The 23,034-nt window shown below is 72.8% G+C and carries 23 protein-coding genes; 7 read left to right on the plus strand and 16 right to left on the minus strand.

The annotated features are described in order from the left end of the window. Nucleotides 1-19: 19 nt before the first annotated feature. From ACIBST_RS24130 to ACIBST_RS24140, 3 genes are all read right to left on the minus strand, one after another. On the minus strand, nucleotides 20-907 hold the full coding sequence (locus ACIBST_RS24130) for a hypothetical protein (RefSeq protein WP_397174713.1): 888 nt from the start codon (nucleotides 905-907) through the stop codon (nucleotides 20-22). Further along, on the minus strand, nucleotides 904-1,569 hold the full coding sequence (locus ACIBST_RS24135; RefSeq protein WP_397174715.1) for an RNA polymerase sigma factor: 666 nt from the start codon (nucleotides 1,567-1,569) through the stop codon (nucleotides 904-906). Before ACIBST_RS24135 ends, ACIBST_RS24130 begins: the two co-directional genes overlap by 4 nt. Nucleotides 1,570-1,711: 142 nt before the next feature. Then, the gene (locus tag ACIBST_RS24140) at nucleotides 1,712-2,530 is read right to left on the minus strand and encodes an ion transporter (RefSeq protein ID WP_397174716.1); all 819 of its coding nucleotides are present in this window, start codon (nucleotides 2,528-2,530) and stop codon (nucleotides 1,712-1,714) included. Nucleotides 2,531-2,849: 319 nt separating this feature from the next. Here ACIBST_RS24140 and ACIBST_RS24145 point away from each other — a divergent pair, with 319 nt between their 5' ends. The 3 genes from ACIBST_RS24145 to ACIBST_RS24155 all read left to right on the plus strand — a co-directional run bounded on the left by ACIBST_RS24145 (nucleotide 2,850) and on the right by ACIBST_RS24155 (nucleotide 6,006). Further along, nucleotides 2,850-3,608 carry a CNNM domain-containing protein gene (locus ACIBST_RS24145; protein WP_397174718.1) on the plus strand — a complete coding sequence of 253 codons (759 nt, stop codon included), beginning with the start codon at nucleotides 2,850-2,852 and terminating at the stop codon, nucleotides 3,606-3,608. Between the two features lie 356 nt (nucleotides 3,609-3,964). Further along, on the plus strand, nucleotides 3,965-4,540 hold the full coding sequence (locus tag ACIBST_RS24150) for a hypothetical protein (RefSeq protein ID WP_397174720.1): 576 nt from the start codon (nucleotides 3,965-3,967) through the stop codon (nucleotides 4,538-4,540). A gap of 236 nt (nucleotides 4,541-4,776) precedes the next feature. After that, nucleotides 4,777-6,006, plus strand: coding sequence for a cytochrome P450 (locus ACIBST_RS24155; protein WP_397174721.1), 1,230 nt, complete (start codon nucleotides 4,777-4,779; stop codon nucleotides 6,004-6,006). A 109-nt stretch (nucleotides 6,007-6,115) separates the two neighbouring features. Here ACIBST_RS24155 and ACIBST_RS24160 read toward each other — a convergent pair whose 3' ends face one another. Beyond that, nucleotides 6,116-6,412, minus strand: coding sequence for a hypothetical protein (locus tag ACIBST_RS24160; RefSeq protein WP_397174723.1), 297 nt, complete (start codon nucleotides 6,410-6,412; stop codon nucleotides 6,116-6,118). A gap of 91 nt (nucleotides 6,413-6,503) precedes the next feature. On the opposite strand from ACIBST_RS24160, the gene ACIBST_RS24165 reads away from it, so the two are divergent. Continuing rightward, entirely contained in the window at nucleotides 6,504-7,094 is a 591-nt protein-coding gene (locus ACIBST_RS24165) for an NUDIX hydrolase (RefSeq protein WP_397174725.1), read from the plus strand. A 17-nt stretch (nucleotides 7,095-7,111) separates the two neighbouring features. On the opposite strand, the gene ACIBST_RS24170 is transcribed toward ACIBST_RS24165, so the two are convergent. The 12 genes from ACIBST_RS24170 to ACIBST_RS24225 form a co-directional block, all read right to left on the minus strand. Then, nucleotides 7,112-7,753 carry a DsbA family protein gene (locus ACIBST_RS24170; RefSeq protein WP_397174726.1) on the minus strand — a complete coding sequence of 214 codons (642 nt, stop codon included), beginning with the start codon at nucleotides 7,751-7,753 and terminating at the stop codon, nucleotides 7,112-7,114. Nucleotides 7,754-7,824: 71 nt separating this feature from the next. Next, entirely contained in the window at nucleotides 7,825-8,925 is a 1,101-nt protein-coding gene (locus tag ACIBST_RS24175) for a hypothetical protein (RefSeq protein WP_397174728.1), read from the minus strand. Between the two features lie 90 nt (nucleotides 8,926-9,015). Then, nucleotides 9,016-9,531 (minus strand): DUF3592 domain-containing protein, encoded by a 516-nt coding sequence (locus ACIBST_RS24180; protein WP_397174730.1) that lies wholly within the window; start codon nucleotides 9,529-9,531, stop codon nucleotides 9,016-9,018. A 134-nt stretch (nucleotides 9,532-9,665) separates the two neighbouring features. Then, nucleotides 9,666-10,970: an MFS transporter gene (locus ACIBST_RS24185; protein ID WP_397174731.1), complete on the minus strand. Its 1,305-nt coding sequence runs from the start codon at nucleotides 10,968-10,970 to the stop codon at nucleotides 9,666-9,668. A 117-nt stretch (nucleotides 10,971-11,087) separates the two neighbouring features. Beyond that, nucleotides 11,088-14,036 (minus strand): lantibiotic dehydratase, encoded by a 2,949-nt coding sequence (locus ACIBST_RS24190; protein ID WP_397174733.1) that lies wholly within the window; start codon nucleotides 14,034-14,036, stop codon nucleotides 11,088-11,090. Then, complete coding sequence (locus ACIBST_RS24195) at nucleotides 14,033-15,349, minus strand: lanthionine synthetase C family protein (RefSeq protein WP_397174734.1); 1,317 nt, start codon at nucleotides 15,347-15,349, stop codon at nucleotides 14,033-14,035. Before ACIBST_RS24195 ends, ACIBST_RS24190 begins: the two co-directional genes overlap by 4 nt. Further along, nucleotides 15,346-15,927 carry a hypothetical protein gene (locus ACIBST_RS24200; RefSeq protein WP_397174736.1) on the minus strand — a complete coding sequence of 194 codons (582 nt, stop codon included), beginning with the start codon at nucleotides 15,925-15,927 and terminating at the stop codon, nucleotides 15,346-15,348. Before ACIBST_RS24200 ends, ACIBST_RS24195 begins: the two co-directional genes overlap by 4 nt. Nucleotides 15,928-15,990: 63 nt before the next feature. After that, nucleotides 15,991-17,601: a hypothetical protein gene (locus tag ACIBST_RS24205; RefSeq protein WP_397174737.1), complete on the minus strand. Its 1,611-nt coding sequence runs from the start codon at nucleotides 17,599-17,601 to the stop codon at nucleotides 15,991-15,993. Between the two features lie 8 nt (nucleotides 17,602-17,609). Then, entirely contained in the window at nucleotides 17,610-17,795 is a 186-nt protein-coding gene (locus tag ACIBST_RS24210) for a hypothetical protein (RefSeq protein WP_397174739.1), read from the minus strand. A gap of 210 nt (nucleotides 17,796-18,005) precedes the next feature. Then, nucleotides 18,006-18,557, minus strand: a complete 552-nt coding sequence (locus tag ACIBST_RS24215; protein WP_397174741.1) for an EF-hand domain-containing protein — start codon at nucleotides 18,555-18,557, stop codon at nucleotides 18,006-18,008. A 58-nt stretch (nucleotides 18,558-18,615) separates the two neighbouring features. After that, nucleotides 18,616-20,928 carry a molybdopterin-dependent oxidoreductase gene (locus ACIBST_RS24220; RefSeq protein WP_397174742.1) on the minus strand — a complete coding sequence of 771 codons (2,313 nt, stop codon included), beginning with the start codon at nucleotides 20,926-20,928 and terminating at the stop codon, nucleotides 18,616-18,618. A gap of 172 nt (nucleotides 20,929-21,100) precedes the next feature. Continuing rightward, nucleotides 21,101-21,526 carry a sensor histidine kinase gene (locus tag ACIBST_RS24225; protein ID WP_397174744.1) on the minus strand — a complete coding sequence of 142 codons (426 nt, stop codon included), beginning with the start codon at nucleotides 21,524-21,526 and terminating at the stop codon, nucleotides 21,101-21,103. An 80-nt stretch (nucleotides 21,527-21,606) separates the two neighbouring features. Between ACIBST_RS24225 and ACIBST_RS24230 the strand changes: the two genes are divergently transcribed. The 3 genes from ACIBST_RS24230 (at nucleotide 21,607) to ACIBST_RS24240 (ending at nucleotide 23,005) form a co-directional block, all read left to right on the plus strand. Further along, on the plus strand, nucleotides 21,607-21,759 hold the full coding sequence (locus ACIBST_RS24230; protein ID WP_397174745.1) for a hypothetical protein: 153 nt from the start codon (nucleotides 21,607-21,609) through the stop codon (nucleotides 21,757-21,759). Nucleotides 21,760-21,765: 6 nt separating this feature from the next. Continuing rightward, nucleotides 21,766-22,212, plus strand: coding sequence for a hypothetical protein (locus ACIBST_RS24235; RefSeq protein WP_397174747.1), 447 nt, complete (start codon nucleotides 21,766-21,768; stop codon nucleotides 22,210-22,212). Nucleotides 22,213-22,456: 244 nt separating this feature from the next. Further along, nucleotides 22,457-23,005, plus strand: coding sequence for an MFS transporter (locus ACIBST_RS24240; protein ID WP_397174748.1), 549 nt, complete (start codon nucleotides 22,457-22,459; stop codon nucleotides 23,003-23,005). Nucleotides 23,006-23,034: the final 29 nt, after the last annotated feature.

The following is a 23,034-nucleotide window of genomic DNA, read 5'->3' on the forward strand; positions in this document are numbered from 1 at the left end:
GCCGCTGTGAAGGGCCAGGTCAGCTGCGCGCAGAGCCCCCTGTGGCCGGTGTGGTCAGTTGCGTGCTCGTCCGGCCGGTGAGCTCCTCCAAGGGGACGCCGTGCCGCGACCCGTCCTGGAGGATCGTCGTGACGCCCTTGACGCCACCCCGGCCCGATGCGGCCCTCTCGCGCTCCTCCGTCGTCGGCGCGTCCGGCCACCAGGCCGCGAAGTAGCCGCCGGTGACGGTCGCGGTCACGGTGCCCTTCGCCTCCGTGGACAGCTCCACGCCCACCACGTCGGCGCCGACCCTGCCGGTCACGATGCGCACGCTCTCCTCGCTCGAGCTCACGACCGAGCCGAGGGCGGCCCGCGCCGATCCCGGCGGGACCGGCGGAAGCGGTCGCGCGCCGGGGCCCGGCGTGGAGCCGCCCGCGGCCGCGATGCCGCCGTCGCGGAACAGGCAGCTGATCTCGGCCAGCCGGCTGCCGCCGTCGTTGACGTAGACGAGCGTCCACGGCCCCCGGCCCTCGGTCACCACGGGCCGGAAGCCGAGCTCGTGCCCCGTCGTGCGCCGGGCGGCGTCCTGGGCGTGGTCGAGGCACTTCTCCTGGGCCTCGGCGGCCCGGTCACCGGTCACCGTGTGCGGCGTCGCGGTCCACGCCGCGATCGCCGAGCCGCCGCCGAACACGCCGGGCAGCAGCAGCGCCGCCGCGACGCCGGCGGCCACCCCGCCGGCCACGACGACGAGACGCCTGGTCGTGAACGGGCGACGGCGGCCGGCCGCCGAGGCGGGCGCCGCCGCCGGGTCGGCGGACACCACCCGGGCCAGCAGGGCCCGGGCTCCGGGATCGGTGCCGGCGTCCAGGCCGGCGGGGGTGACGGCCGGGTCGAGGCCGCGCAGGACGTCTTCGAGGCTGTCGTTCATCGCATGCTCCGGGAGTCTGCGGTGGCGGTTGCCACAGGCTGGGTCGTCGCGGCGGGGGCCGTGCCGGCCTGGTGGTCGGTCTGGTTGTCGGTCCGGGCGTCGGCGTGGCTGTCGGTCTGGGCGTCGGCCTGGTGGTCGGCCTGGTGGTCGGCATGGTGGCGCAGGGCGCGGCGGGCCCGGGTGAGCCTGAGCCGGAACGCGACGGGGGAGATGCCGAGCACCCCGGCGGCCTGCGGGGCGGTGAGGCCGTCCCAGACGGCCAGGGCGAGCGTCTCCTGGTGGCGCGGGCTGAGCCGCCGCCACGCCTGGACGAGGTCGAGGCGTCGTGCCACCAGCTCGGGGTCCAGCCCGTCCGCCGCGGCGCCGGTCGGCCGGCTGTCGGCGATGCGGACGGTCAGCGCCCGCCGCCGCTGGTCGGCCCGCAGCCCGTTGCGGAGGGTGCGGTGCGCCACGCCGAACAGCCAGGCCCGCGCCTCGTCCGCCGCCGCCGGCACGTCGTCCAGGCGCCTCCAGGCGACGAGGAACACGTCGGCGACCACGTCCTCGGCGTGCGAGGGGTCGACGCGACGCTCGACGAACCGCAGCAACGCGGCATACGTCTGCTCGTAGAGCCGGGCGAAGCGCTGGGCGCGCTCCGGCGGCCCGGTGTCGGTGACGTTCATGCCTGGCTCATGTCCGGCAGGCGCACGGGTGTGTCGCTCGGTCACCTCGCCCAGTGTCGCGCAACCGCGCGGCCACCTGGTCGGCTGAGCCGTGTTCCGTCAGGCCGGCTCGTCGCCCCTCTCGATCGCCGCCGACGCCCCCTCAGCCGGCCTCGGCGCGGCCGTCGGCCGTGACGCCCTCGCGCGCCAGCAGCAGCTGGTCGAGTTTGGCGTTCACCGCCGCGAGCTGCTGCTTCACCTCCGCCAGCTCGGCCTGGGCCCGCGTCTCCGCCGGGGACGGCTCGGCGTCGTTCATCGCGTTGACCACCACCGCGATGAACAGGTTCAGCGCGACGAAGGTGGACATCAGGATGTAGGCGATGAAGAACACCCACGCCCACGGCTTGTGCTCCATGACCGCCTGGGCGACGTTGCCCCAGTCGTCGCCGGTCATGATCTGGAACAGGGTGAACAGCGAGCGGGGGAGCTCGTCGAACCGCTCGGGCATGATCTCGCCGAACAGCTTGGTCGCGATCACTCCGGCGATGTAGATCATCAGGACGAGCAGCCCGATGATGGAGGCCATCCCGGGCACCGCCGACAACAACGCGCTGACCACGCGGCGCATGCTGGGCACCGCCGAGACCAGCCGCAGCGCCCTCAGGATGCGAAGCGCGCGCAGCACCGAGGCCGGGCCGGAGGCCGGGACGAGCGCGATCGCCACGATGACCGTGTCGAACCAGTTCCACGGGTCGGCGAAGAACGCGCGGCGGTAGGCGAACAGCCGGGCCGCGATCTCCACCGTGAAGACGGCCAGGGCGATCCGGTCGACGGCGTGCAGGAGCCCGCCGGCCTGCTCCATCAGGTAGGCGCTGGTCTCGCAGCCGATCGTGGCCGCGTTGAGCACGATGACGCCGATGACGGCCCGCTGGGTCAGCCGGTGCTCGAGCACGGCCCGCACGCGTTCTTGCCCGGACGACACGGGATCGCTCCTCACAGTGAAGATCACAAATCGCTGATCATGGTAGAGGCGACGGGAGGCTCCCACTGCGACCGAACCCGGCTGAGACGCGGATCACATCCGGTGCTTACGCTCGCTCGTATGCGTTGATCTGGGCTAAGACGCCCCGGTCAGGACCGGGCTGCCCGGGTCGGAGAACGTCCGGGCCAGGAAGCCGCGGCCGGCGCGCCGCGGCGGAGAACACGAAACGGGAAGGATCGGTGGTGGTGTCCCTGTCAGCGGACCCGAGCAGTAGCCCCAGCCTCAGGTACGGCCTTCGTCTGCGGGGTGCGCAGCCGCGATGAGTGTCGCCCTCGGCCTGGTGGCCATCGTCCTGCTCACCCTCGCCACCGGCTACTTCGTCGCCCAGGAGTTCGCCTACGTCAGCGCCGACCGCATCGCCCTGTCCCAGCAGGCACCGCTGATCGCCGGCACCCTCGCCCCGCTCTTCGACGCCGTCGGCCTGCCCGAGGCCGTCGCGCACGCGGTGGCGTTCGTCGTCGCGCTGGCGGTCGTGACGTTCCTGCACATGGTGCTCGGTGAGATGGCGCCCAAGTCCTGGGCCATCGCCCACCCCGAGCGCTCGGCCACCCTGCTCGCACTGCCGTTCCGCGGTTTCACCCTGCTGGTCCGTCCGCTGATCAGCGCGCTGAACGCGGTCACCAACGGGCTGCTGCGGCTGTTCCGCGTCCGTCCGGACGAGGCGGGCGCCAAGGCGCGCACCCCCGACCAGCTCCGGCACCTGGTGGCCGAGTCGCGCAGGCTCGGCCTGATCGAGGCCGACGACCACGTCGTGCTCAGCCAGGCCCTGCAGGCGCCGCAGTCCGGCATCGCCGCGCTGCTCACCCCGGCCGCGCAGATCGTCGGCGTCCCCGCCACCGCCGCCGCCCAGCTCGCCTACCGCGTGCCGGACCTGCCCCAGGAGACCTCGGTCGCCGACGCGGTCGCCCGGCTGCGCGCCGCCCACAGCCAGATCGCCCTGATCCGCGACGACGCCGGCACGCTGACCGGCCTCGTCACCCTGGACGACCTGCTCACCACCCTGCTGCTGCCCGCCTGACCACCGGCGGGGCGGGGCGGCGGCGCCGACGGCTCGCCCGGCGTTTCGGGGCCGGCCGGCCCCGATCGACAGGACGCGTAGCCGTACGGGGTCGCCTCTTTAACACGCGAGCCACCCCGCCGAGGGGCCCCTCATATTCGGCATATCGGAAAATTCCTCTTTATTAATAAATGCGCCTACCTCTTCTTGTCGACCTTTCTTTGCCATTGCTTAACCTGTCGGCGTGTGCTCAACTTATGATTCGATTTACCCATTCCGGCCGGGATGTTAGGCGGCAGAATTGCGACATGCATAGACATGTCCCTTTCGGCGGCCGCAGGATCGACATTTCGCACCATCAACGGAGGAAGATCGCCATGTTCAAGAAACTGCTGCGTTTCCTTCCCGTCGGCCTCGCGGCCGGCTCGCTGCTGGCCACCGTGGCCCTGCCCGTTCCGGCATCGGCGTCGGCCTCCCAGGCCGGAACGCGGCAAAATGTCGTCACCGTACTCGGCTACAACAGCACCGACTGGAAATACCTCCAGGTGCCGCCCGGGGCCAACGCCCCGCGTTTCTACGAGCCGGACTTCGATGACAGCGACTGGTCGAGCGGGCAAGAAGGATTCGGCACCACCAACGGCATCTGCTCCTGGAACAATTCCGCCCACGTCAAGACGTCCTGGGCGGTGAACACCGACATCCTGGTACGCCATTGGGTGCACATCCCGCGCAACGCCCGGCAGATCCGCATCCAGGGAACGATCGACAACGATGCGCGGGTCTACTTCAACGGCCGCCTCGTCCAGGCCGTCAGGAGCGGCGGCTGCGCCGCGGGCGCGATCAACGTCGTCCTGCCCGCCAGGCACCTGGAGCACTGCAACCTCCTGGCCATCCGCGGCCATGACTACGGCGTCGGCACCTATCTGAACGTCGAGGTCAGCTACGTGAGGTAACCCCTCCGCCGGAACGGACACCTCAGCACCGCCGCGAGCCCCCGGCCCCCTGCAACCGCGAGAGGGCCGGGGGCTCGCTCCATGCGCCCGGCCCCGGGCCGCCCGGGAGCAAGGGCGGCTCGCCGGCCTGGTGGAGGGAGAAACGGGCCCTTGAAACGATCCTCGACAGGTTGTGGACTCTTGAACTGAGAGGAAGGGCGGGCTCGACCGAAGCCCTGCCCGCACCGGAGGCACGCGTGACCCCCGCACCCGTGGTTCTCGACAGCAGCGGACGCCGCATCTACGAGCAGGCCGACGCCTTACGAGCCGCCGGACCGGCCGTGCCCGTCCGGTTGCCCGGCGACCTCACCGCCTGGTCGGTGACCGACGGGGAGGTCGTCAAGCACCTGCTGACGCATCCCCACGTCTCCAAGGACGCGCGCAAGTCCTGGCCCGGCTACCGCCCCTACGCGATCGGCTGGCTCACCGCCTGGGTGGACGTGAAGAGCATGTTCACCACCGACGACCCCGACCACCAGCGGTTGAAGAACCTGGTCGGCGCAGCGTTCACGCCCCGCCGCGTGGAGGCGATGCGGCGGCCGATCACCACCGTCGTCACCACGTTGCTGGACGCCCTGGCCGCCGAGGCTCCGGGAAGCGTCCTGGACCTGCGGGCACGCTACTCCTACAGAATTCCCACCCAGGTCATCTGCGACCTGTTCGGCGTGCCGCCGGATCAGCGGCCCGCCATGCTGGCCACCATCGACGCCGTGCTGGACACCACCCTGTCAGCCGAGCAGACGACCCGCGTGCAGCAGGAGATGATCGCCTCGATGCACCGTCTCGTCCAGGCCAAGCGAGCCCAGCCCGGCGACGACATGACCACCCGGCTGATCGCCGCCAGGGACGGCGGCCTCGATCAGCTCACCGACGACGAGCTCGTCAGCACGCTGCTCCTGATGATCGGCGCGGGCAGCGAGACCACCGTGTCTCTGCTCGACCATGCCGTCATCGCCATGCTCAGCCACCCCGAGCAGCTCGCTGCCGCCCGCCGCGACCCCGCACGCTGGGACGACGTCATCGAGGAGACTCTGCGCCGGCACCCGCCCGTCATGCATCTGCCGCTGCGCTACGCCACCGCGGACATCGCCCTGGACGGGCGGACCGTCATCCGGGCCGGCGACCTCATCCTCATCTGCTTCGGCGCTCACGGGCGCGACCCTGCCGTCAATGCCGATCCCGGCCGCTTCGACATCGACCGGCACGACCGTGCGCACCTGGCCTTCGGCCACGGCATGCACTACTGCCTGGGCGCGCCGCTGGCCCGGCTGGAGGCGCGCATCGCTCTGCCCGCGCTGTTCGACCGCTTCCCCGATCTGCGGCTGGCCACCGGCCTGCCGGATCTCCAGCCGCTGCCCTCCTTCATCGGCACCGACGTGCTCCAACTGCCCGTGACGCTGACCACCGACTGCAGAAGCGGCGCCTAGCTGCACTGCGCCAGGACATCGAAACGACAGGGGGTGCAACGGTGTCTGGAGCTGCTGCGGGACGCCGTCGGCCAGGGCCAGTCGGCGCCTCGGAGGTCAGATGCCCGGCTCACCGGCTTCGACCGTCGGCGGTGCCGAGACGGCGTACGTCATGAACACCGGACGCGGCCGCCGCACCGGCGACGACGACCGTCGCGCAGCCGGCGAGCACCACTCGCACCCCGACGGCGTCGGCGAGCGGATCGGCGAACGCGGAGAACAGCGGTACCAGCACCCTGCCGGCGACCGAAGAGGTGGCGATCACCCGGCTGAGCTGCTCCCGCGGGATCCCCGGCGGCTCGTGGGCCTGGGCGATCAGCTCGCCCGGCCGAGGAGATGCAGGCCGCGATCCAGCAGGTGCGTACATGGTCCCACCTCTCGCGAAGTGCGGCTTGGGTTCGCCGCCCCCGTCGTCGGACCGGCTGACGTGTGCTGCCGGGCAGGTGCGGGGGTGACCTGTGGCGATCACTGACGCGGATCTGTCGAGTGTCGTCCGGGACTACCTCGCGCGATTCCCGGACGAGGCCGCGCTCCTGTCCGAGCCGCTTCGCCTGCTGGCCGAGTGCCGGGATTTCGCCTCGCGGCGGAATCTCCGGATGCATGTGACCGTCGGCGCGCTGCTCGTCAGAGGTGGCGCCGAGGTCCTGCTCGTCCGGCACCGCGCTTACGGGATGCTGTTGCAGCCCGGCGGGCATCTGGAGCCGGACGACACTTCGCTGATCGACGCAGCGGTGCGCGAGCTGGCGGAGGAGACCGGCATCGATCCCGCGCAGGTCGTGCCGGCGTCGCGGACCCCCGTCTACATCGAGTACGGCCGCGTGCCGGCACGACCGCGGAAGGACGAGCCGGCGCACCGTCACCTCGACATCGGGTACGCGTTCGTGACGCACGCCGACACGGGGCCGATCCAGGAGTCGGAGGTGACGGACGCGGCCTGGTACCCCCTCGACGAGGCCGAACGCCTCGTCGGCCCTCGCATCGCCCGAGCCGTGCCGGCCCGCGAGCAGAACGCGCCCGCCCGTGGGTGGAACGCGCAGGCCCGCGAGTAGAAAGCGTCGGACGTGCCTCAGTCGAAGGACGGTCTGACGCCCTGCGGCCGGCTCCGCTTGAGCTCGAAGAAGTCCTGCGTCCCGGCGACCAGGACCAGGCCGTCCCAGAGCCGGCCGGCTGCCTCGCCGCGGGGCGCCTGCCTGATCACCGGGCCGAACAGGGCCATTCCGGCGATGCGGAGAACGGGCGTTCCGACATCGAGCCCCACCTCGTCGAAAGCCTCGTCGTGGGAGTCCCTGACGAGCTGGTCCAGCTCATCGCTGTCGGCGGCGGCCGCCAACGCGGCGGGCAGGCCCACCTCGGCGAGGGCTTCGGTGATGACCGTGGGGTCATCGCGGCGTCTCTGGTTGTGGAAGCGGGTGCCGACAGCGGTGTACAACGGGCCGAGAACCGCGTGGCCGGCGTGCTCGGCGGCGGCCGCGCAGACGCGTACCGGCCCCCAGGCCTCCTCCATCCCCTTCCGGTAGTCGTCGCTCAACCCTTCGCCCTTGCGCTGGACGAGGTTCAGGTGGGCCAGCGACATGAGCCGCCAGTCGGCGCGCACCGGCCGTACCTTCTCGACCTCCAGCAGCCAGCGCGAGGTGACCCACGCCCAGGGGCACAGCGGATCGAACCAGAACGGGACCTCGACGAGCTCCGACTCTTCCGTGATCGTCATGATGGCTTCCTTCCTCTCGGGCCGCTCTCGCATGCCCCGGTGGCTCGCGTCAGGACGGCGCGGCCCACGCCCTAACGCCGGTTCCGCTCGTACGCCTGATCGAGGGTCCAGATGTAGTACCACCTGCCCTCACGGAGTGTCCGGACGCTGTTCTGGCTGATCGCTTGGACGACGCTCCATATCCCACCGGTGGCGCCCAGGACGCCGAGCGCAGCGGTCAGCGCCGGACCGTACACGGCGGTGAGGGTCGCTCCCGTGGTTCCGAGGACGGCGCCGGTGGCGGCAAGGGCTCTGGTCCTCTGGATCTTGGCCATTTCGGCCTGGCATTCCTGAATCTGCTCCCGGATCTCCAGGCCGATCCGGGTCAGGGCCACTTCGGACTGGACGGCGTCCTGGGCCTCGTCGAGCTGGAGGAACTTGCCGCGCAGGTAGGTGCGGAAACGGTCGTAGGATCCGAACTCCTCGACGGTGATCCTGCTGAAGTCCCCAAGTCCGACGCCGTCGATGTAGGGCAGTCTGATGTCCAGGATCGGCCGGACGATCCGGCTCTTGACCGGCTCTTCGCCGGACGCCTCGATCGCGCGCCGCCCTTTGAGGAGGAAGTCGACGGCCCGAGCGTCACGGATCGACCTGCTCCTCTGTACGGGGCGTCCCTTCTTGACCTGCTGCGTGCGCAGGCAGTAGGTGGGCAGGTACCAGGTCAGCCCGGCTTGCAGGAGGGGCCGGGCCTGAAGGATCCAGGCGCCGAGCTGCGCCAGATCGAGCGTCCTGATGCCGAAGTGGTCCTCCCGCCAGTTCTCGCGAGGCTCGGGGGCGGCTGCCATATGGAGCATCGAGGCCGGTAGGTCGGGCGGCGTCCCGGGCGGGAGCCGCGGTTTGTTTCCTGAGCGTCTCCCCGGGTCGTCCCAGTTGATTCCGGTCTGTCCGATTTCGTGATATGTCCCGCCTATGCCGTCGGAAAGAAGGAGGGTGTCGGAGATGAGCGAGACGCGCTTTGTGACGGCGGCCAGGTCGCTTGCTCTGAGGCCGAGGCTCACGTCGAACTCGTGCTGGGTGAGTGAGCTCATGTCGCGCAGGGTGTCCGCGTCCCGGTCCCAGAAGTAGGCCGCGTACTTTTTCGCTACTTGTTCTGGTTGCTCATCTTGATACAGGCTGCGGAAGAATTTCTGCATATGTCTGGCGATGACATGATTCTGGGTTGGGTGACGTCCCCAAAGCCGCATTCGTCCATCATAGGTCTTTGTATTCGCTGAAAAAGGCGGTCACTCGGCGTCCAGGCCCGGAGGGCAGTCGACGGGCTCGGAGGTGCCGTCGGCGTGTTCGATCTGGCAGCCGTTCTCCGTGCCGCCGAACGGGCCGGCATGTCCGGGGAAGCCGGCGAAGACGGCCAGGCCGACGGCGGCGGCCAGGAGCCCGACGACGATGCCGCCGTAACCGCCCCCGACGCCGGCGTCACCGGCGGGCGCGGCCTTCGTCGGGTCCTCCGGGTCGTAGAGGACGTCGGTCTCCCTGCCGATGCCCAGCTTCGACTCGGCCCAGGACTCGGCGGTCACCTCCCGCCCTTCCTCGGTCGTGAAGGTCAGCACCGGACGCCGGCTCGCCTTCAGATGCTCGCCGCGTCCGGTGAACGTGGTGGCCACGTCGGTGACCACGCCCGGCACCCGCCGCGCCCCGCGGACGAACCGCCTGCCTTGCACGATCCCCCTGACCGACACCAGCACGATCACGGCGCCGAACGCCACGAACAACAAGGGCAGGTACTCGAAGACTTGCTCCACGGCGGTCCCCCAGAAATCGGCAACACCCGGACAACGATCGAGAACGGCGCATGGTTCGCGGCGCTGCGGGGGAGTGCGGGACCGCGGCCCCCGGACGCAAGGAGCCGGTGAGCGCCACCGTCGTCAAGGCGGCGTCAGGCGGGGGAGTGCGGGGCCTTGCCGCCGGTCGGGGTGTCGTCCCCGGCCGGGGCGGGTTCTCCGGTGAAGTGGCGCAGCTCCGGGCTGAGCGCGGCCACGGCGGCGGTCAGGACGAGCAGTCCGCCCAGCACGACGAGGGCCCCGGCACCGCCCAGCGCCGCGGCCAGCGCCCCGCCGAGTACGGGCCCGAGCGGCTTGAGCGCCATCGCGCTCGTGCTCAGGACCGCGCCCATCCGGCCGAGCATCGCTTCCGGCACCATCCGTGCGACCACGACGTTCATCACCACGTTCAGCGACGGCGTGGACAAGGTGATGAACACGAGCGGGATCATCGGCCACCACGCCCCCCAGGGCAGTGCCGTGGCCGCCAGCGCGGCCCCGAAGACCGTGACGACGGCGAGCAGGAGCCTTCCGGGCGGCAGCAGCCTGCTGATGCGGCCCGACAGCAGCGCGCCGGTCAGCCCGCCGATGCCGAGACCGGCCAGGACCGTGCCGGTGACGCGGGCGTCACCGCCGCGTTCGCCGACGAGCACGATCAGCGGGATGAGGAACGCCCCGCCGAGCAGGTTGAGCACCGTCACCGCCGCGGTGACCTCCCGCAGGCCATGCCGCCGCCACAGCCACCTGACGGCCTCGGCCGCCTCCCGGCGCATGCTGCGCCGGACCGGCCGCTGCCCCTCGCCGTCGTCCGGGGCGGACGGCTGCGGCTCCTCCGCCGGGCGGCGGGGCACCTTGGCCAGGGCGTAGAAGAGCGTGGCGGCGACGAAGGTGACGGTGTCGACGACGAAGGGCACCGCCCGTCCGAGGCCGTACAGCAGGCCGCCGAGCGGAGGGCCGATCAGCCCGGCCGCGTGGGTACGGGCCTCCTCCTGCGCGTACGCGCCGTGCAACTGGCCCGGGGGGACGACGCCGCGCAGCGCCGTGTCCTGGACGGGACCGAGGAACGCCGCGCACAGCCCGTCCAGCACCGCCAGCGTGACGAACTGCCAGACCTGTGCCTGACCGGTGATGACCAGCGCCGTCAGCAGCGCGGAGACGACCGCCTGCACGCTCTGGGCCGTGACGAGCGTACGGCGGCGGTCCCACCGGTCCACCCAGACGCCGGCCGGCATCTGGACCGCCAGGAAAGCGACGGTACGGGCCCCGGCGACGACGCCCGCGGCCCCGGGCGACCCGGTGAGCGCCAGCACCAGCAGCGGCATGGCGAGCGCGGTGAGCTGCGACCCCAGCTCGGAGATCGCGCTGCCGACCCACAGCAGTTGGAAGCGCAGGTTCCTGCGCAGCGGGACGAGGTCGGTCACGGCGCGTCTTCCTTGGAGGCGGGGGCGGGTCACCCGGCCTGAGGCGGCGCCTCCGGTGTCGGGCAGCTCGGACGGGACCCGGAGAAACTACCCATCAGGGATGACGCTGTCCAACCGTCACCGGCGGGCGAGACCTTCGCGGGTGCGGCGAAGGAGCTCCAGGACGCGGTGTTCGAGCTCGTGACCGGTGCCGAGCAAGCGGTTGCAGTGCAGGTGCACATGGCTGCGGCACACCTCGGGAGAGGGGCGGGTGGACGGCAGGCCCCGGCGGCGGGCGGCCAGCAGGGACGTCAGGGCCCGGTCGCGCGAACCCGGATCGCCCAGGAGCCGGCGCAGCTCGCGGGAGCGCCGGCGATGGTCCCGGCCGCCGTCCGGGGAGAGGGAGACGGCGTCGCGGTAGAAGCGCGTGCGCCGCTCGACGTCCAGTCCGAGGCCGTCGAGCAGGTCGTCGACGCTGAGCGCGGCCACGGTGGCCGGGGCGTAGGGGAACCCGTGGCCTCTGGACAGGGCGAGCAGACCGGCCACGGCCGCGCTGTCCGCGATGAAGACGTCCTCGGCGGCCGGCATGTCGTCCAGGCCGCCGTACCGCTCGATCTCGCGTTCGTAGGTGTCGAAGGCGAAGGTCGCGCACGCGCCCGTGGAGATCAGCTCGGCCGCCCAGTCGCAGACGTGGCGCATGAGCGGGCCGAGCAGCGTGGCGGGGTCGCCGTGGAAGCGGACGCGCAGGTGCGGGCCGGGATCGGCGTAACGCAGGAAGAACCAGCCGTCGGCCAGCCCGGCTCCGGTGACGAACTGCCCGAAGGGGCGCAGCGAGTCGACGATCAGCTCGTCCTGGAACCGGCGGGGGCCGTACAGCTTGAGGTAGAGCCAGTCGCTGCCGGGCGGCCGCACGCGGGCGCCGGCAGGCACGACGCCGGGGCTCCGGCGGCGCGGCGGGACGTCCCGCCGCTCCCTGAGCGCGAGCGGCACCACCACCTCGCTGAGGTGGAAGCCCGCCGGTCCCGGCAGCCAGGCGTGATCCGGGTGGGGCAGGGCCTCCTGGAGCGTGACGGGACGTCCCTGCGGTTCCTCGCGCAGCAGTCCGGCGTGCTCGGGGTCGTCCAGGTCGAGCAGCAGCCGGTTGTCGCCACCGGCCAGGTACACGTGGCGCGGCACGCCGTGCGCCCGCCGCCAGGCGGCCGGGCCGCCCGCCGCGCTCAGGGCGGCGGGATCGACCCGCCAGCGGGCCAGGGACAGGACGACGCGACCTCGCTGGATCCGGGGCAGGAACGGCAGACCGGCGGCCGGCCCCCAGTCGAACGAGGTGAACGCGCACCGGCCGTCGCGGGCGGCGTCCAGCAGGAAGCGGGCCGCCGGGGGCGCGTGCGACGGGTTGAGCATGTGGCACTGCGTGGCGACGACCTCCACGTCCCGGGCGGGCCACCGGACGGTGAACCGGCCGTCGCGCAGGCCCACGACCAGCTCGTCGACCGGTACGGCCCACTCTTCCGCGAGGCCGGCGGAAGGGCCGAACCGGATCTCGTGGCGGTGCCCGCACCGGCGTACGGCGACGTTGCCGGAACGGGCCCGCTCCGGCGTGTAGACCACCTCGGCGAGGAGCCGGCCGGGCGCGTGCCGCGACTGGGCCTCGGCCGCCCGCGCCAGCGCGGTGGCCGCCGGGGGGCCGAGCAGGTCGGCGAAGCGCCCGAGGGTGCGCCCGGCCGCGTGCGCGCCCAGGTTCGGGCCGACGACGAGCAGGAAGTCGCCCTTGTCCACGGCCTCGGCGCTGGAGCCCGCCACCAGGACCGCCAGGTCGAGGGTCGGCGGGGCCGGCGCGTCCGCCGGGGTCCAGGTCTGGAGGCGGGCCAGCAGGTCGTCGTCGAGTTCGACGGCGGTCACCCGGTCACGGCAGGCGTTCACCGCCAGGTCGGTCAGCAGCCGGTGCCGGGCGGCCGGCGCGTGGGCCTGGCCGCCGTCGGCGGGGCGGCCCAGCCCGACGTCCGGATCGACCAGTTCCAGCAGCGGGACCTCGCGGTCCGCGCCGTAGCGGCTCTCGAACGCCCGGCGGCAGGCGTCGAGGTGCGGCGGTCCGGCGGGGTGCGGGCTCAGCCGGAGCAGCAGCTCGGCCGCGACCGCCGCCTCCGCCCCGATCCGCCTGTTCAGGCCGGTCCCGGACAGCGGCAGCGCGAGGTCCGTCTGCAGGAGGTTGCGCGGGTCGGCGGGGGACGCGATCGTGGTCATCCGGTCCAGCAGGCCCGGCCACGCGCGGGCCCGTTCGCCGAGCGGGCGGGCGTCCCACTGCCGCAGGGCCGCGCGCAACCCGGCGAGGTCGTCCGCGACGGGATGGCCGGCGAGCCGTTCCCGCACGTGGCCGAGCGGGTCGCGGGTGAGCGGCGGACGCAGGTCGTGGTGCAGGAACCCCTGCCGGAGCAGCTCCTCGACCAGCCCGTCCGCCTTCTCCGGCGTGGCGCCGGGCAGCGTGATCAGCGCTTCGACGAGCTCCGCACGCGGGACGGGCGCGCGGGCGAGGGCGAGCGCCCGCCGTACCGCCGAGGTGGCCCGTACGGAGGCCGCGCCGCCCGCCGGGAACGCCCGCCCGGCGCGGACCAGCACGGACGGGTCGGCCACCAGGCGCAGCCGGGCGCGGACCCCGGGGTCGGCTTCGAGGTGCGCGACCAGGTCCGTGAGCCAGCCCAGGTCCGGACGGGTGCGGGTGCGCGGCTCCTGCTTGGCGAGAGCCAGATCGGTGCAATCTCCCCAGCCGGCCAGGGCGACGCCCGCGAAGAGACCGAACGGCGTCGGCCGGGTGCTCATGCGGATGAGGTAGCGCAGCAGCTTGCGGCCGACCCGCGGGGCCTTGGGATGGCCGGGCGCCGTCCGCGCCAGAGCGGCGGCCAGATCGCCGCTGGCCACCTGGACGGCCGCCACCACCGCCGGGTCGCCGGGCAGCAGGCGGCCCGGATCCGCCGGCTCGCCCGCTCGCCCGGCGGCGTCCACCGGCAGGAGCGGGGCGCGCACCAGCGCCCAGTCCATCGGCGCGTACAGGCTCCGGTCCCCGCGGAGCACGGCAGGTTTCGCGCGGGTCATGACAGCAGGAAGAGCCGATCCCAGGCCGGTTCGACGTCGGTCGCCGCGGCCAGCAGCACCAGGACGACGCCCGCCGCGCCGTCCAGGACCCCGGCGCGGTCCACGGCGTTGCCCTGCGGCTCCAGCGAGGCGTACCCGAGCGGACGTTCCGGCTGGTAGGCGGCCAGCAGCTCGTCCACGAGCTCGGCCGCCTCCTGGCGGAACAGGCCGGTGTCGCGGGTGAAGCGGAGCACGACCTGCAGCAGGCCGCCGACCCCGTGGCAGAACGTCGGCGACGGGATCGCGCGTCGCGCGGCCGGGCGGCGCAGGACGGCGTCCATCGCCTCCAGCGCCAGCTCGCCCAGGAGGCCGTCGTCGAGCGCCTGGGCCGCCAGCCACAAGGCGCGGGCGATCCCGGGCGTCCCGTAGCACCACGCGGTCCTTGACGGGGTGGCCGGGCCCGGCCGTCCCTCGCCGGTCAGCGGGACGAGCGCGGGCCAGCCGTCCCCGGCACGATGGGCGACCAGCCAGCCGGTGATCCGCCTGACGGCGTCGGCCTGGCCCGGCACCTCGACGCCCGCGCGCAGGGCGAGCGACAGCAGGGCGAGCGGCCCCGGGATGCCGTGCGCGAGACCGCAGTCCAGCGCGCCGTGCGGGTGCAGCCGCGCCATCGTCTCGTCGCCCATCAGGTGGGCGGGCGTCATCCAGGCGGGCGGCTCCTGCTCCCGGGCGAGCGTCACGAGCCCCGTGAGGATCGCGGGCAGGACCTCGTGCGGGTCGTGCCTCAGCAGGTGGGCGCCCGTCCCGCAGGCTCCGGAGATCAGGTCGAACGCGCTCACCGGGCCCGGCTCGCGGGTCTCGCCGAGCCGCGTGCCGATCGCCGCGGCCCGGGGCGCGAGGGCGTCGTCCAGCGTGGCGAGCATCCGCCGGTAGCGCGTCCCGTCCCGGCTCAGCGACACGGTGGCGAACGCCAGCCCGCTCAACCCGATGAACAGGCCAGACGGCGCCCCCTCCACGTCCGCCGCGGCCGCCGTGAGGAACTGGTGGCCCACCGCGTCCCCGCCTTCGCCGGGCAGGCAGGCGTCCAGGCAGGCGCAGGTCAGCGCGAGGCCCGCGTCGCCGTCCGCCACCGCGTAGGGCCTGCGGGCCAGGGATTTCGGGAACCGGGTCTGGTCGACGGACGCGGCGAGCGCCGCCGCCAGCCGGCCCGGGTCGGTCACCCGCGCGGCGACGTCGCGGGCGACGCGGAGGGCCGACGCCCGCCGGTCGGGGCCGAGCGGGCTCTGCCAGGCGGTGTCACACTGCTGCGCCGGCCCGGACGTGACGGCGCTCACCGGTTCTCACCGCACCAAGCGTCGCACGTCACGCAGCTGCCGCAGTTGGTGGGGATGACGCAGGTCTCGTAGCAGGACCCGCAGTTCGTCACGCACGTCTCGCAGGTCGGCGCGCAGGTGCCCGGCGTCACGCAGTCCCCGCCGTCCGCCCCCGTCGGCTCCTGGCAGTCGTGCTCGCGGGTGTCGGTCAGGCCCGGGACGCACTGGCCGCTGCTCGACCGGCCGATCCGCACGTCGAGGTCGAACTCGTCGGGGGAGCGGGCCGTGCGGGTTCTGGTGAACTCCACCATCGCGTCGCGGCGCAGGGACACCCGGGTGGCCTCCTCGCCCCGGAACGGCTCCTCGTGGCGGGCGATCGGGGTCATGTCGACGACGTCGCCGGTGCGGAACTCGGCGTAGTAGTCGAGCCCGCGCGTGAAGTACAGCCGCCGGTGGCCGGGCCGGTCGCTGTCGCCGAGGAAGCCGGTCATGCGCAGAACCGCCGCGGGCGCCTGCGCCGGATCGGGACGCAGCCGCTCCACGATCGGGTCCTGTGATCTGCGGGCACTCCCCGGTGCCTGCTCGTCCTCGTCGGGCATCGCACGCGCTCCTTGACGTCCGCGGTTGCCGGGTCGCGGGGACGTGGCCCCGCGACCCCTTGATCAGCGCTCCAGCAGGGCGCCCAGGCGGCGGCCGGACTCCTCGGCCATCGCCCGTACCATCTCGGCGACGGTCTCCTCCGGCCGGCCGGGCACGGGGCCCAGGAACGCGGCGGCCGGCAGCGGGCCCAGTGCCCGCAGCACCAGGTCCCTCGTCCGCAGGAACGCCTCGGCGCTGTCGCGGAACGACGCCCCCGAGGATTCGAGCTGCGCGAGCACACTGTCCTGGTCCGCCAGCTCCTGCCGCTGACCGCTCGGCTCGCCGGTCGCGGCCAGGGCGGCGAGGCAACCGCTGATCTCCTGCCGCGCGGCGCTCCGCAGGGCGGCGGCGTCCCGGTCGGCGTCCCGGTCGGCGTCCCGGTCGGCGTCCTCGTCGGGGTGCCCGGCGTCCGGCCGGGACAGGGCCGTGCGGATGGTGTCGGCCTCACGCTCGTACAGGTCGAGCACGAGGTGCGCGTACGCGCCCTCCGGCGCGGGCGACGGGTCGAACGCCTCGTTGATCCCGCCCAGCCAGCGCAGGAAGAGCCGGCCGCCGGTGCCGAGCTGTTCCGTGTGCCCGCCGAGACGGTGCAGGAGGTACTGGGCCCGGTCGAAGGACCGCCGCGCCTGCCGGGCGGGGTCCGCGCCGGTGATCGGCCCGTACCGGCCGGCCAGTTCCGCGTGCCTGGCGGACACGGTGGAGTGGAACAGCGCGAGGGTGGTGTAGACGTGGCTCACGGTGAGGGCGCGATCGACCGGCCAGCCCTCGCCCGCCTCCGGCCTGGCCCGGTTCCAGTGCGGACGGATCAGCGGCGAGGCCGCCGCGTCGTAGTCCTCGTCCAGCAGCGAGTGGGTGTGTTCGAGGTCGGTGAACTTGGCGTGCATCGCCTCGTGCAGGAGATACTCGGCGGCCTGCCACGCACTGCCCAGCACGGCGGCCGACAGGAAGATCACCCCCGGGATGCGAGGATGCGTGAGCGACGCGAACCCTGGCGACGCCGACCCGGACGACGCCGACCCGGGAGTCTCCTTGCCCGCGACGACGACCAGGTGCACGTGGCTCAGCGCGCTGCGCGCGAGCACCGGGCAGAGCTCGTGCAGCAGCTCCGCACCCCGCAGGAGCGTCTCGCGCACGCGGCCCTCGGGGCTCGTCAGGGTGAGCCCGTGGAAGCTCGCGGAGAAGACGCGGCGGAAGAACTTACCCAGCGGGTCCGCCTCCGCCCGCGGCTCGGTCCACACCCACGGCCGGCCGGCCTCGTGCAGCCTCACCAGGTCCGCGGCCCCCTCGGCCAGCGGCGGCACGGCCGCGCGAGGGCTCTGAGCCGCCGCGGTCTCCAGGACGGCGTCCAGCTCCTCCTCGGGCCAGGGCAGCTCCCGGCCGCCGAGCACGGCGCTCAGCCAGGTGTCGGTCGCCACCCGGACCGCCGGATCGCCCAGCACCTGGTGGTGCCAGGCGTCGGAGGCGTCCTCCTGCGCGGCGAGCAGCAGATGCGCGCCCTTGGAGTGCTCCTTGAGCAGGAGCAGGCGGTGGCGGTAGTGCAGGCGGGTGCGCCGGCGGATGTAGTCGCAGTCGCCGAACGGGCGGTCGCCGGCGAGGATCTCCTCCATCTGCCGCCGCCCCTGAGCGGTGTTCACCGGGCGCCTCAGCGCGCGACGCCGGAGTCGTACATGGCGGCGCAGTACAGAACGGGACACCTGATCCTGGCCGTGGCGGCGGACCCCTCGCTCTTGTCGCTCAACGCCCTCAGATCGTCCTCGGAGAGCTGGCTGTCGACGATCTCGCCCTCGGTGATGCGCAGGACCATCGGCCCCTTGATGCTCTGCCCCATTGGTACTCCCCTCATCGGGCACATCGGATCGATGCTGGTCCTGCTCGACGTCGGGCAAGAGCGAACCATCGGCTTCCTCAAGGTTCTTCTCCGCCCGTACGCCGGCGGTCGCCTGCGACGATCCGGGCCCGGGTCAGGGGCCGCCCGGCCTGGGGGGCGCACGCCGCACGCCCGCACCGGAAGTGGTGCGGGCGTGCGGGTAATGGGCCGTCAGCCGGTGAACCTGCCGAACAGGTGATTGGCGGGAGCGTCCGGGTCGTCGCCGTAGAAGAACTCCGTGACCGCCTGATGGAACTCGGCGCGGTCGAGGACGCCGGAGCCGTCGTGGTCCAGGGCGGCGAAGACCGCGGCGCAGTCGTCGCCGGGGACGCCGCCGACGGAGTCGAACATCTGCTGGAACTCCGCCTGGTCGATCCGGCCGTCTCCGTTGAGGTCGGCGAGGTCGAAGAAGCAGTCGGTCACCGGCTCGATCTGTGCCGGGTACAGGGCGCGGTCGGTCAGGGCCTGCCTGAACCCTTCGGTCATCTCCGACAGATCGACCTTCCCGTCACCGTCGCGATCCATCGGGGCGATCACGTGCGTCCAGAACGCGTCCATCCTCTCGGTGAGCAGGCGGGCGGTCTCGGAGTCCGGCGCGGCGCCGCGGACGGCGATGTAACGCTCGCTCATCAGCCGGACGTCCCGCTGAGTGATGAACCCGTCGCCGTCGACGTCGGCGCCCCTGAACCACTGGCCGTACTTGAGGTTTTGCAGTCGAGTCACGATTACGCAAAGTATTCGATCGACTACGGTAAAGCAAGCCGCCGGAGGGCGTCCGGTGTCAACGCTCAAAGCGTGGCGGGGTGAAGGCGAGCACCTCGGGATGAGGGCCGTCGTAGACCTCGACGTCGACCAGCGCGCTGAGGGCGCTCGGCCCCTGGGACAGCCGCGAGCACGGCCGATCCGCCGTGAGGACGTTGGGGTTGCCGTGGCGGTCCAGTGTTCCGCTCACCCCTGGCCGGACCGGGTCCCACCACGCTCCGGTGGACAGTTGCACGACGCCCGGCATGACGTCGTCCGACAGGACCGCGCCCGCCAGGCAGCTGCCCCGGTCGTTGTGCACGCGTACGATCATGCCGTTCTCGATGCCGCGCGACGCGGCGTCCGACGGGTTCATCGTCACCGGCTCACGGCCGCTGATCTTGGAATCGAGGCTGTGGCCGCCGTTGTCGTACTGGCTGTGCAGGCGGGCGGCGGGCTGGTTCGAGATCAGGTGCAGCGGGAACCGGCTCGACAGATCGGCGCCGAGCCACTCTGCCGGTTCGTACCACGTCGGATGCCCGGCGCAGTCGTCGTAGCCGAACGAGTCGATCTCCTCGGAGAAGATCTCGATCCGGCCCGACGGCGTCGGCAGCGGGAACCGCTGCGGGTCTGCGCGAAGCGCCTCGAAGCTGCCGGGAAACGGCCCGGTCAACGGCGGCAGCTCGGCGGTGGAGCTGCGCCAGAAGTCGTCGAAGCCCGGCAGCGCGGCATCGTCGCCGAGTGCGGCCCTCGTCTGCTCGTACAGGTGCCGGACCCATTCGAGCTCGGAGCGCGACTGCGTGAACTCCTGCCCGTACCCGAGCCGGGAGGCCAGCGCGGCGAAGATGTGATGGTCGGTGCGCGACTCGCCCGCCGGCTCGCGGACCTTGGGCATCGCGACGAGGTGCGGATCGGAGAATCCGGCGGCGAAGTCGTCGCGCTCCAGGCTCGTGGCGACGGGCAGGACGATGTCCGCGAACTTGGCCGTGGTGTTCCACCAGGCTTCGTGCACCACCACCGTGTCAGGGGTCTGCCAGGCCCGGGCCAGCCGGTGGAGATCCTGGTGGTGGTGGAACGGGTTCCCGCCGCACCAGTAGATGAAGCGGAGCTCCGGCAGCGTGAGGCGCCGGCCGTCGTAGCCGATGGTCCTGCCCGGATGCAGCAGGGTGTCGGCGATCCTGGCGACGGGGATGAAGTCCGGGACGGGGTTGGCGACCTCGGGCAGCTTCGCCACGGAGGGGCGGCCTCTGGCCACGCCGGTCGCGTCCATCGTCGCGTACCCCGCTCCCCAGCCGCAGCCGGGCCGGCCCATCGACCCCGCCATGGCGGCCAGCACGACCGACATCCAGATCGGCTGTTCGCCGTGGTCCGCCCGTTGCACCGCGTAGTTGACCATGATGAGCGAACGCCGCTCGGTCAGGCGGCGGGCGAGGTCGACGATCGCCTCGCGGCCGATGCCCGTGATGCCCGCCGCCCAGGCGGCGTCCTTGGGGACGCCGTCGAGCTCGCCGGTCAGGTAGGCGGCGAAGCGGTCGAACCCGGCGCAGCATCGGCGGAGGAAGTCCTCGTCGTGCCACCCGTTGACCAGCATCGTGTGGGCGAGGCCCAGCATCGCGGCGGTGTCGGTGTTGGGGACGACGGGCAGCCACTCGGCGTCGAGGAAGCCGGCAACGTCGCTGCGGATGGGGCTGACGTTCACGAACCGCACCCCGGCCGCGCGGCACTGTCGTTGCAGGATCTGCGTCTGGTGCCGGGCCAGCCCGCCGGGGTTGATCTGGCTGTTCTTGAGGGCCAGCCCGCCGAACGCCACCACGAGCTCACAGTTTTCGGCTATCTCGTCCCACATCGGCATCCGCGACTGGTAGCTCCACGGATGCCCGCCGATCACATGGGGAAGGATGACCTCCAGGGCCGCGGTGCTGTAGGTGTTGCGCGAGTCGGTGAACCCGCCGCCCAGCGCCAGGAACCGGTGGAGCTGACTCTGCGCGTTGTGGAACACGCCGGCGCTCGCCCAGCCGTAGGACCCGCCGAACACCGCGCTGTCCCCGTGCTGCGAACGCACCCGGCGGAGTTCGTCGCTCACCAGCGTGATCGCGTCGTCCCAGGTCACCTCCACGAAGGCGGCCGAGCCTCTGGCGGCGTCGTGGACGCGCGGCTCGCCGTCGAGCCAGCCCTTGCGCACCGCGGGGCGCAGCACGCGGGCGCCGTCGTCGGCGGCCGTCACCATGCCGGGGCCGATGGGGGACGGCACGGGGTCGTCGCTCCTCGGCTCAATTCGTACTAATCGCCCGGAATCGACCACTGCGATGAGACTGCCCCAGTGCGTCGCGACCGACATGCGTCGTTCCACCATGCATCCACCCCATCCCTGAAGATCCCCCTGCTCCCGGCGAGCGGATGCTCGCGTCGCAGGGGCCCGCACTCCAGTCGGCGGCCCGCAGGACGGAGACTTTCCCCCGTGCCCGGCTGCTCAACCCCGTCGGCGCGCACCGGCTCGTCCGGCGGCGCGTGCCGGCGGCCTGACGTCAGGGACGCGACGCCCGCGCGAACCGTACGGTGACCGACAGGCCGCCTTCTGGGCGTGCGGCGGCGGCGAGGGTGGCGCGGTGCGCTCGCGTGACGGCGTCGACGATGGCCAGACCGAGGCCGTGGCCGTCGCCGCGGCCGTGACGGTCGGGGGCCAGCCTCTGGAAGGGCTGACACAGGCGCTGGAGCTCGTCGCCGGGGACGACCGGCCCGCTGTCGGTGACCGTGAGGACCGCCTGCGTGCCGGAGGTCTGGGTGGTGACCTCCACGTGCCCGTCCGGGTGGTTGTGGCGGAGGGCGTTGTCGACGAGGTTGGCGACGAGGCTCCCGATCAGCCTCGGGTCCCCGGCCGTCACCGCGGGGCTCAGGCGTTCGGCGAGGTCGATGCCGCGTTCGGCGGCCTGCCGGCGGCGGGCGGCGAGCACGGTCCCGACGACGTGGGCGAGGTCGAGGGTGTCTGGCGAGAGCGTTCGCCAACGCCACCGCCACCTCCGACCAGATCAAGGTGCAGGGGGCGGACGGCCCGTGGCGCCGCGACGACGTCGGCGTCTCCATGGAGTCCGACGGGAGGACCCCGCACCATCCGGGCGGGGGCGTCGAGTCCGGCGGGAAGCTCGTCGTGACCGGGGAGGGCGACATCGGGCCCGCCACGGTGTAGGGCGGCGTGCGCGCCGACCTCATGCTGCTCGGCGGGGCCGTGGGCCTGATCTCGCTGCTCGCGGCGGCGGCCACCTTCCGCACCACCGGCCACCGACGCGAACCGACCCGAACCAGCCCGACCGACCACCGGCACGAACCGGCCGGGGCGCATTCGAGGGGGCTGTTGGTGGGCAAGGCCGTGGTGGTCGTCGTGCCGTGCCTGCTGGGGGTCGCGGGGCTGGCGCCGTGGCTGCTGATGATCACCCCGGCCGCCGGGTTCGCGATCACGCAGAGCATCCCGTCGTTCGCCCATGTGGACGTGGACCCGTCACTGCTGGTTGGCTACTACCCGCTCCCACCGTGGGCGGGCTTGGCCGTGACCTGCGGATATGCCGTCGTCGCCTTGGGGGCGGCGGTCGCCGTGCACCGCAGAAGAGTGCCGCTTCAGGGCAGTCGCCCGCTCGCCCGCTGAGCCGGTAGGCGAACAGAGCGCGCCCGTGCCCGCCGTCGAGCGGGCACGGGCGGGCCTCCGCGTCCGGGGCAGAACGTCAGCGACGAGGCGCGTGTCGAAGGGGGGAACCTCTCGGTGTCGCCTTCGGTCTGGCCGGCATCGCCGTCGCCGGCGGCCGTCCTTCAGACGGGCCGCCGGTGGGCACGATGGCGGATGCCAGGGCGAAGGGGTGAGATGGGATGATGGGCGCGTTATGACCGCCTCCTTGCCGTTCCGTCTTGCCCGTGCCGCGGTGTTCGCCGTGGTCTGCGTGGCGCTGGGCGTGCTGGCGCACCTGTTCGGCGGGGGATCGGTCACGGGGCCGGTGGCGGCCGGTGGGCTGCTGCTGGCGTTCGGGGGCGGGGTCGCGGCCTCGGCGCGTGAGCGCACGCCGGCGGTGATCCTGCCCTTGCTGGCCGGCATGCAGGTGGTGCTGCATGTGCTGTTCTCCCTCAGCCATGCCGCGGACGCCTACGCCACGCTCGTCCACGGCCATTCGGGGCTGGTGCCCGGCGTCGGCATGCTCGTCACGCACGCCGGTGCCACCGGGCTGGTCGCCCTGTGGCTTGCCTGCGGCGAGGCCGCTCTGTGGGGGCTGCTGCACCGCCTGTACGCGCGGCTGTGCCGGGTCCTTCTGGCGCTCTTCCCGCATGCGGTCCACGAGCCGGTCGTCGTGGTGGCGCCCGAGCCGGACCGGCTGCGCTCGGCGGTGCCGGCACACGCCGCGCCCACGCGCGGCCCGCCCTTCACGCAGGTGATCGCTCTCTCCGGCTGACCCTCATGGTGAGGCCGGAGTACGTCGTC

It is taken from the genome of Nonomuraea sp. NPDC049684 (assembly GCF_044465345.1).
In the GTDB taxonomy this organism is placed as follows: Bacteria; Actinomycetota; Actinomycetes; order Streptosporangiales; family Streptosporangiaceae; genus Nonomuraea.

Bases quoted from the DNA above. Each gene is read 5' to 3' on its own strand.
- ACIBST_RS24130 (WP_397174713.1), bottom strand. From the start codon at position 907: ATGAACGACAGCCTCGAAGACGTCCTGCGCGGCCTCGACCCGGCCGTC.
- ACIBST_RS24135 (WP_397174715.1), bottom strand. From the start codon at position 1,569: ATGAACGTCACCGACACCGGGCCGCCGGAGCGCGCCCAGCGCTTCGCC.
- ACIBST_RS24145 (WP_397174718.1), top strand. From the start codon at position 2,850: ATGAGTGTCGCCCTCGGCCTGGTGGCCATCGTCCTGCTCACCCTCGCC.
- ACIBST_RS24150 (WP_397174720.1), top strand. From the start codon at position 3,965: ATGTTCAAGAAACTGCTGCGTTTCCTTCCCGTCGGCCTCGCGGCCGGC.
- ACIBST_RS24160 (WP_397174723.1), bottom strand. From the start codon at position 6,412: ATGTACGCACCTGCTGGATCGCGGCCTGCATCTCCTCGGCCGGGCGAG.
- ACIBST_RS24170 (WP_397174726.1), bottom strand. From the start codon at position 7,753: ATGACGATCACGGAAGAGTCGGAGCTCGTCGAGGTCCCGTTCTGGTTC.
- ACIBST_RS24175 (WP_397174728.1), bottom strand. From the start codon at position 8,925: ATGCAGAAATTCTTCCGCAGCCTGTATCAAGATGAGCAACCAGAACAA.
- ACIBST_RS24190 (WP_397174733.1), bottom strand. From the start codon at position 14,036: ATGACCCGCGCGAAACCTGCCGTGCTCCGCGGGGACCGGAGCCTGTAC.
- ACIBST_RS24200 (WP_397174736.1), bottom strand. From the start codon at position 15,927: ATGCCCGACGAGGACGAGCAGGCACCGGGGAGTGCCCGCAGATCACAG.
- ACIBST_RS24210 (WP_397174739.1), bottom strand. From the start codon at position 17,795: ATGGGGCAGAGCATCAAGGGGCCGATGGTCCTGCGCATCACCGAGGGC.
- ACIBST_RS24220 (WP_397174742.1), bottom strand. From the start codon at position 20,928: ATGGTGGAACGACGCATGTCGGTCGCGACGCACTGGGGCAGTCTCATC.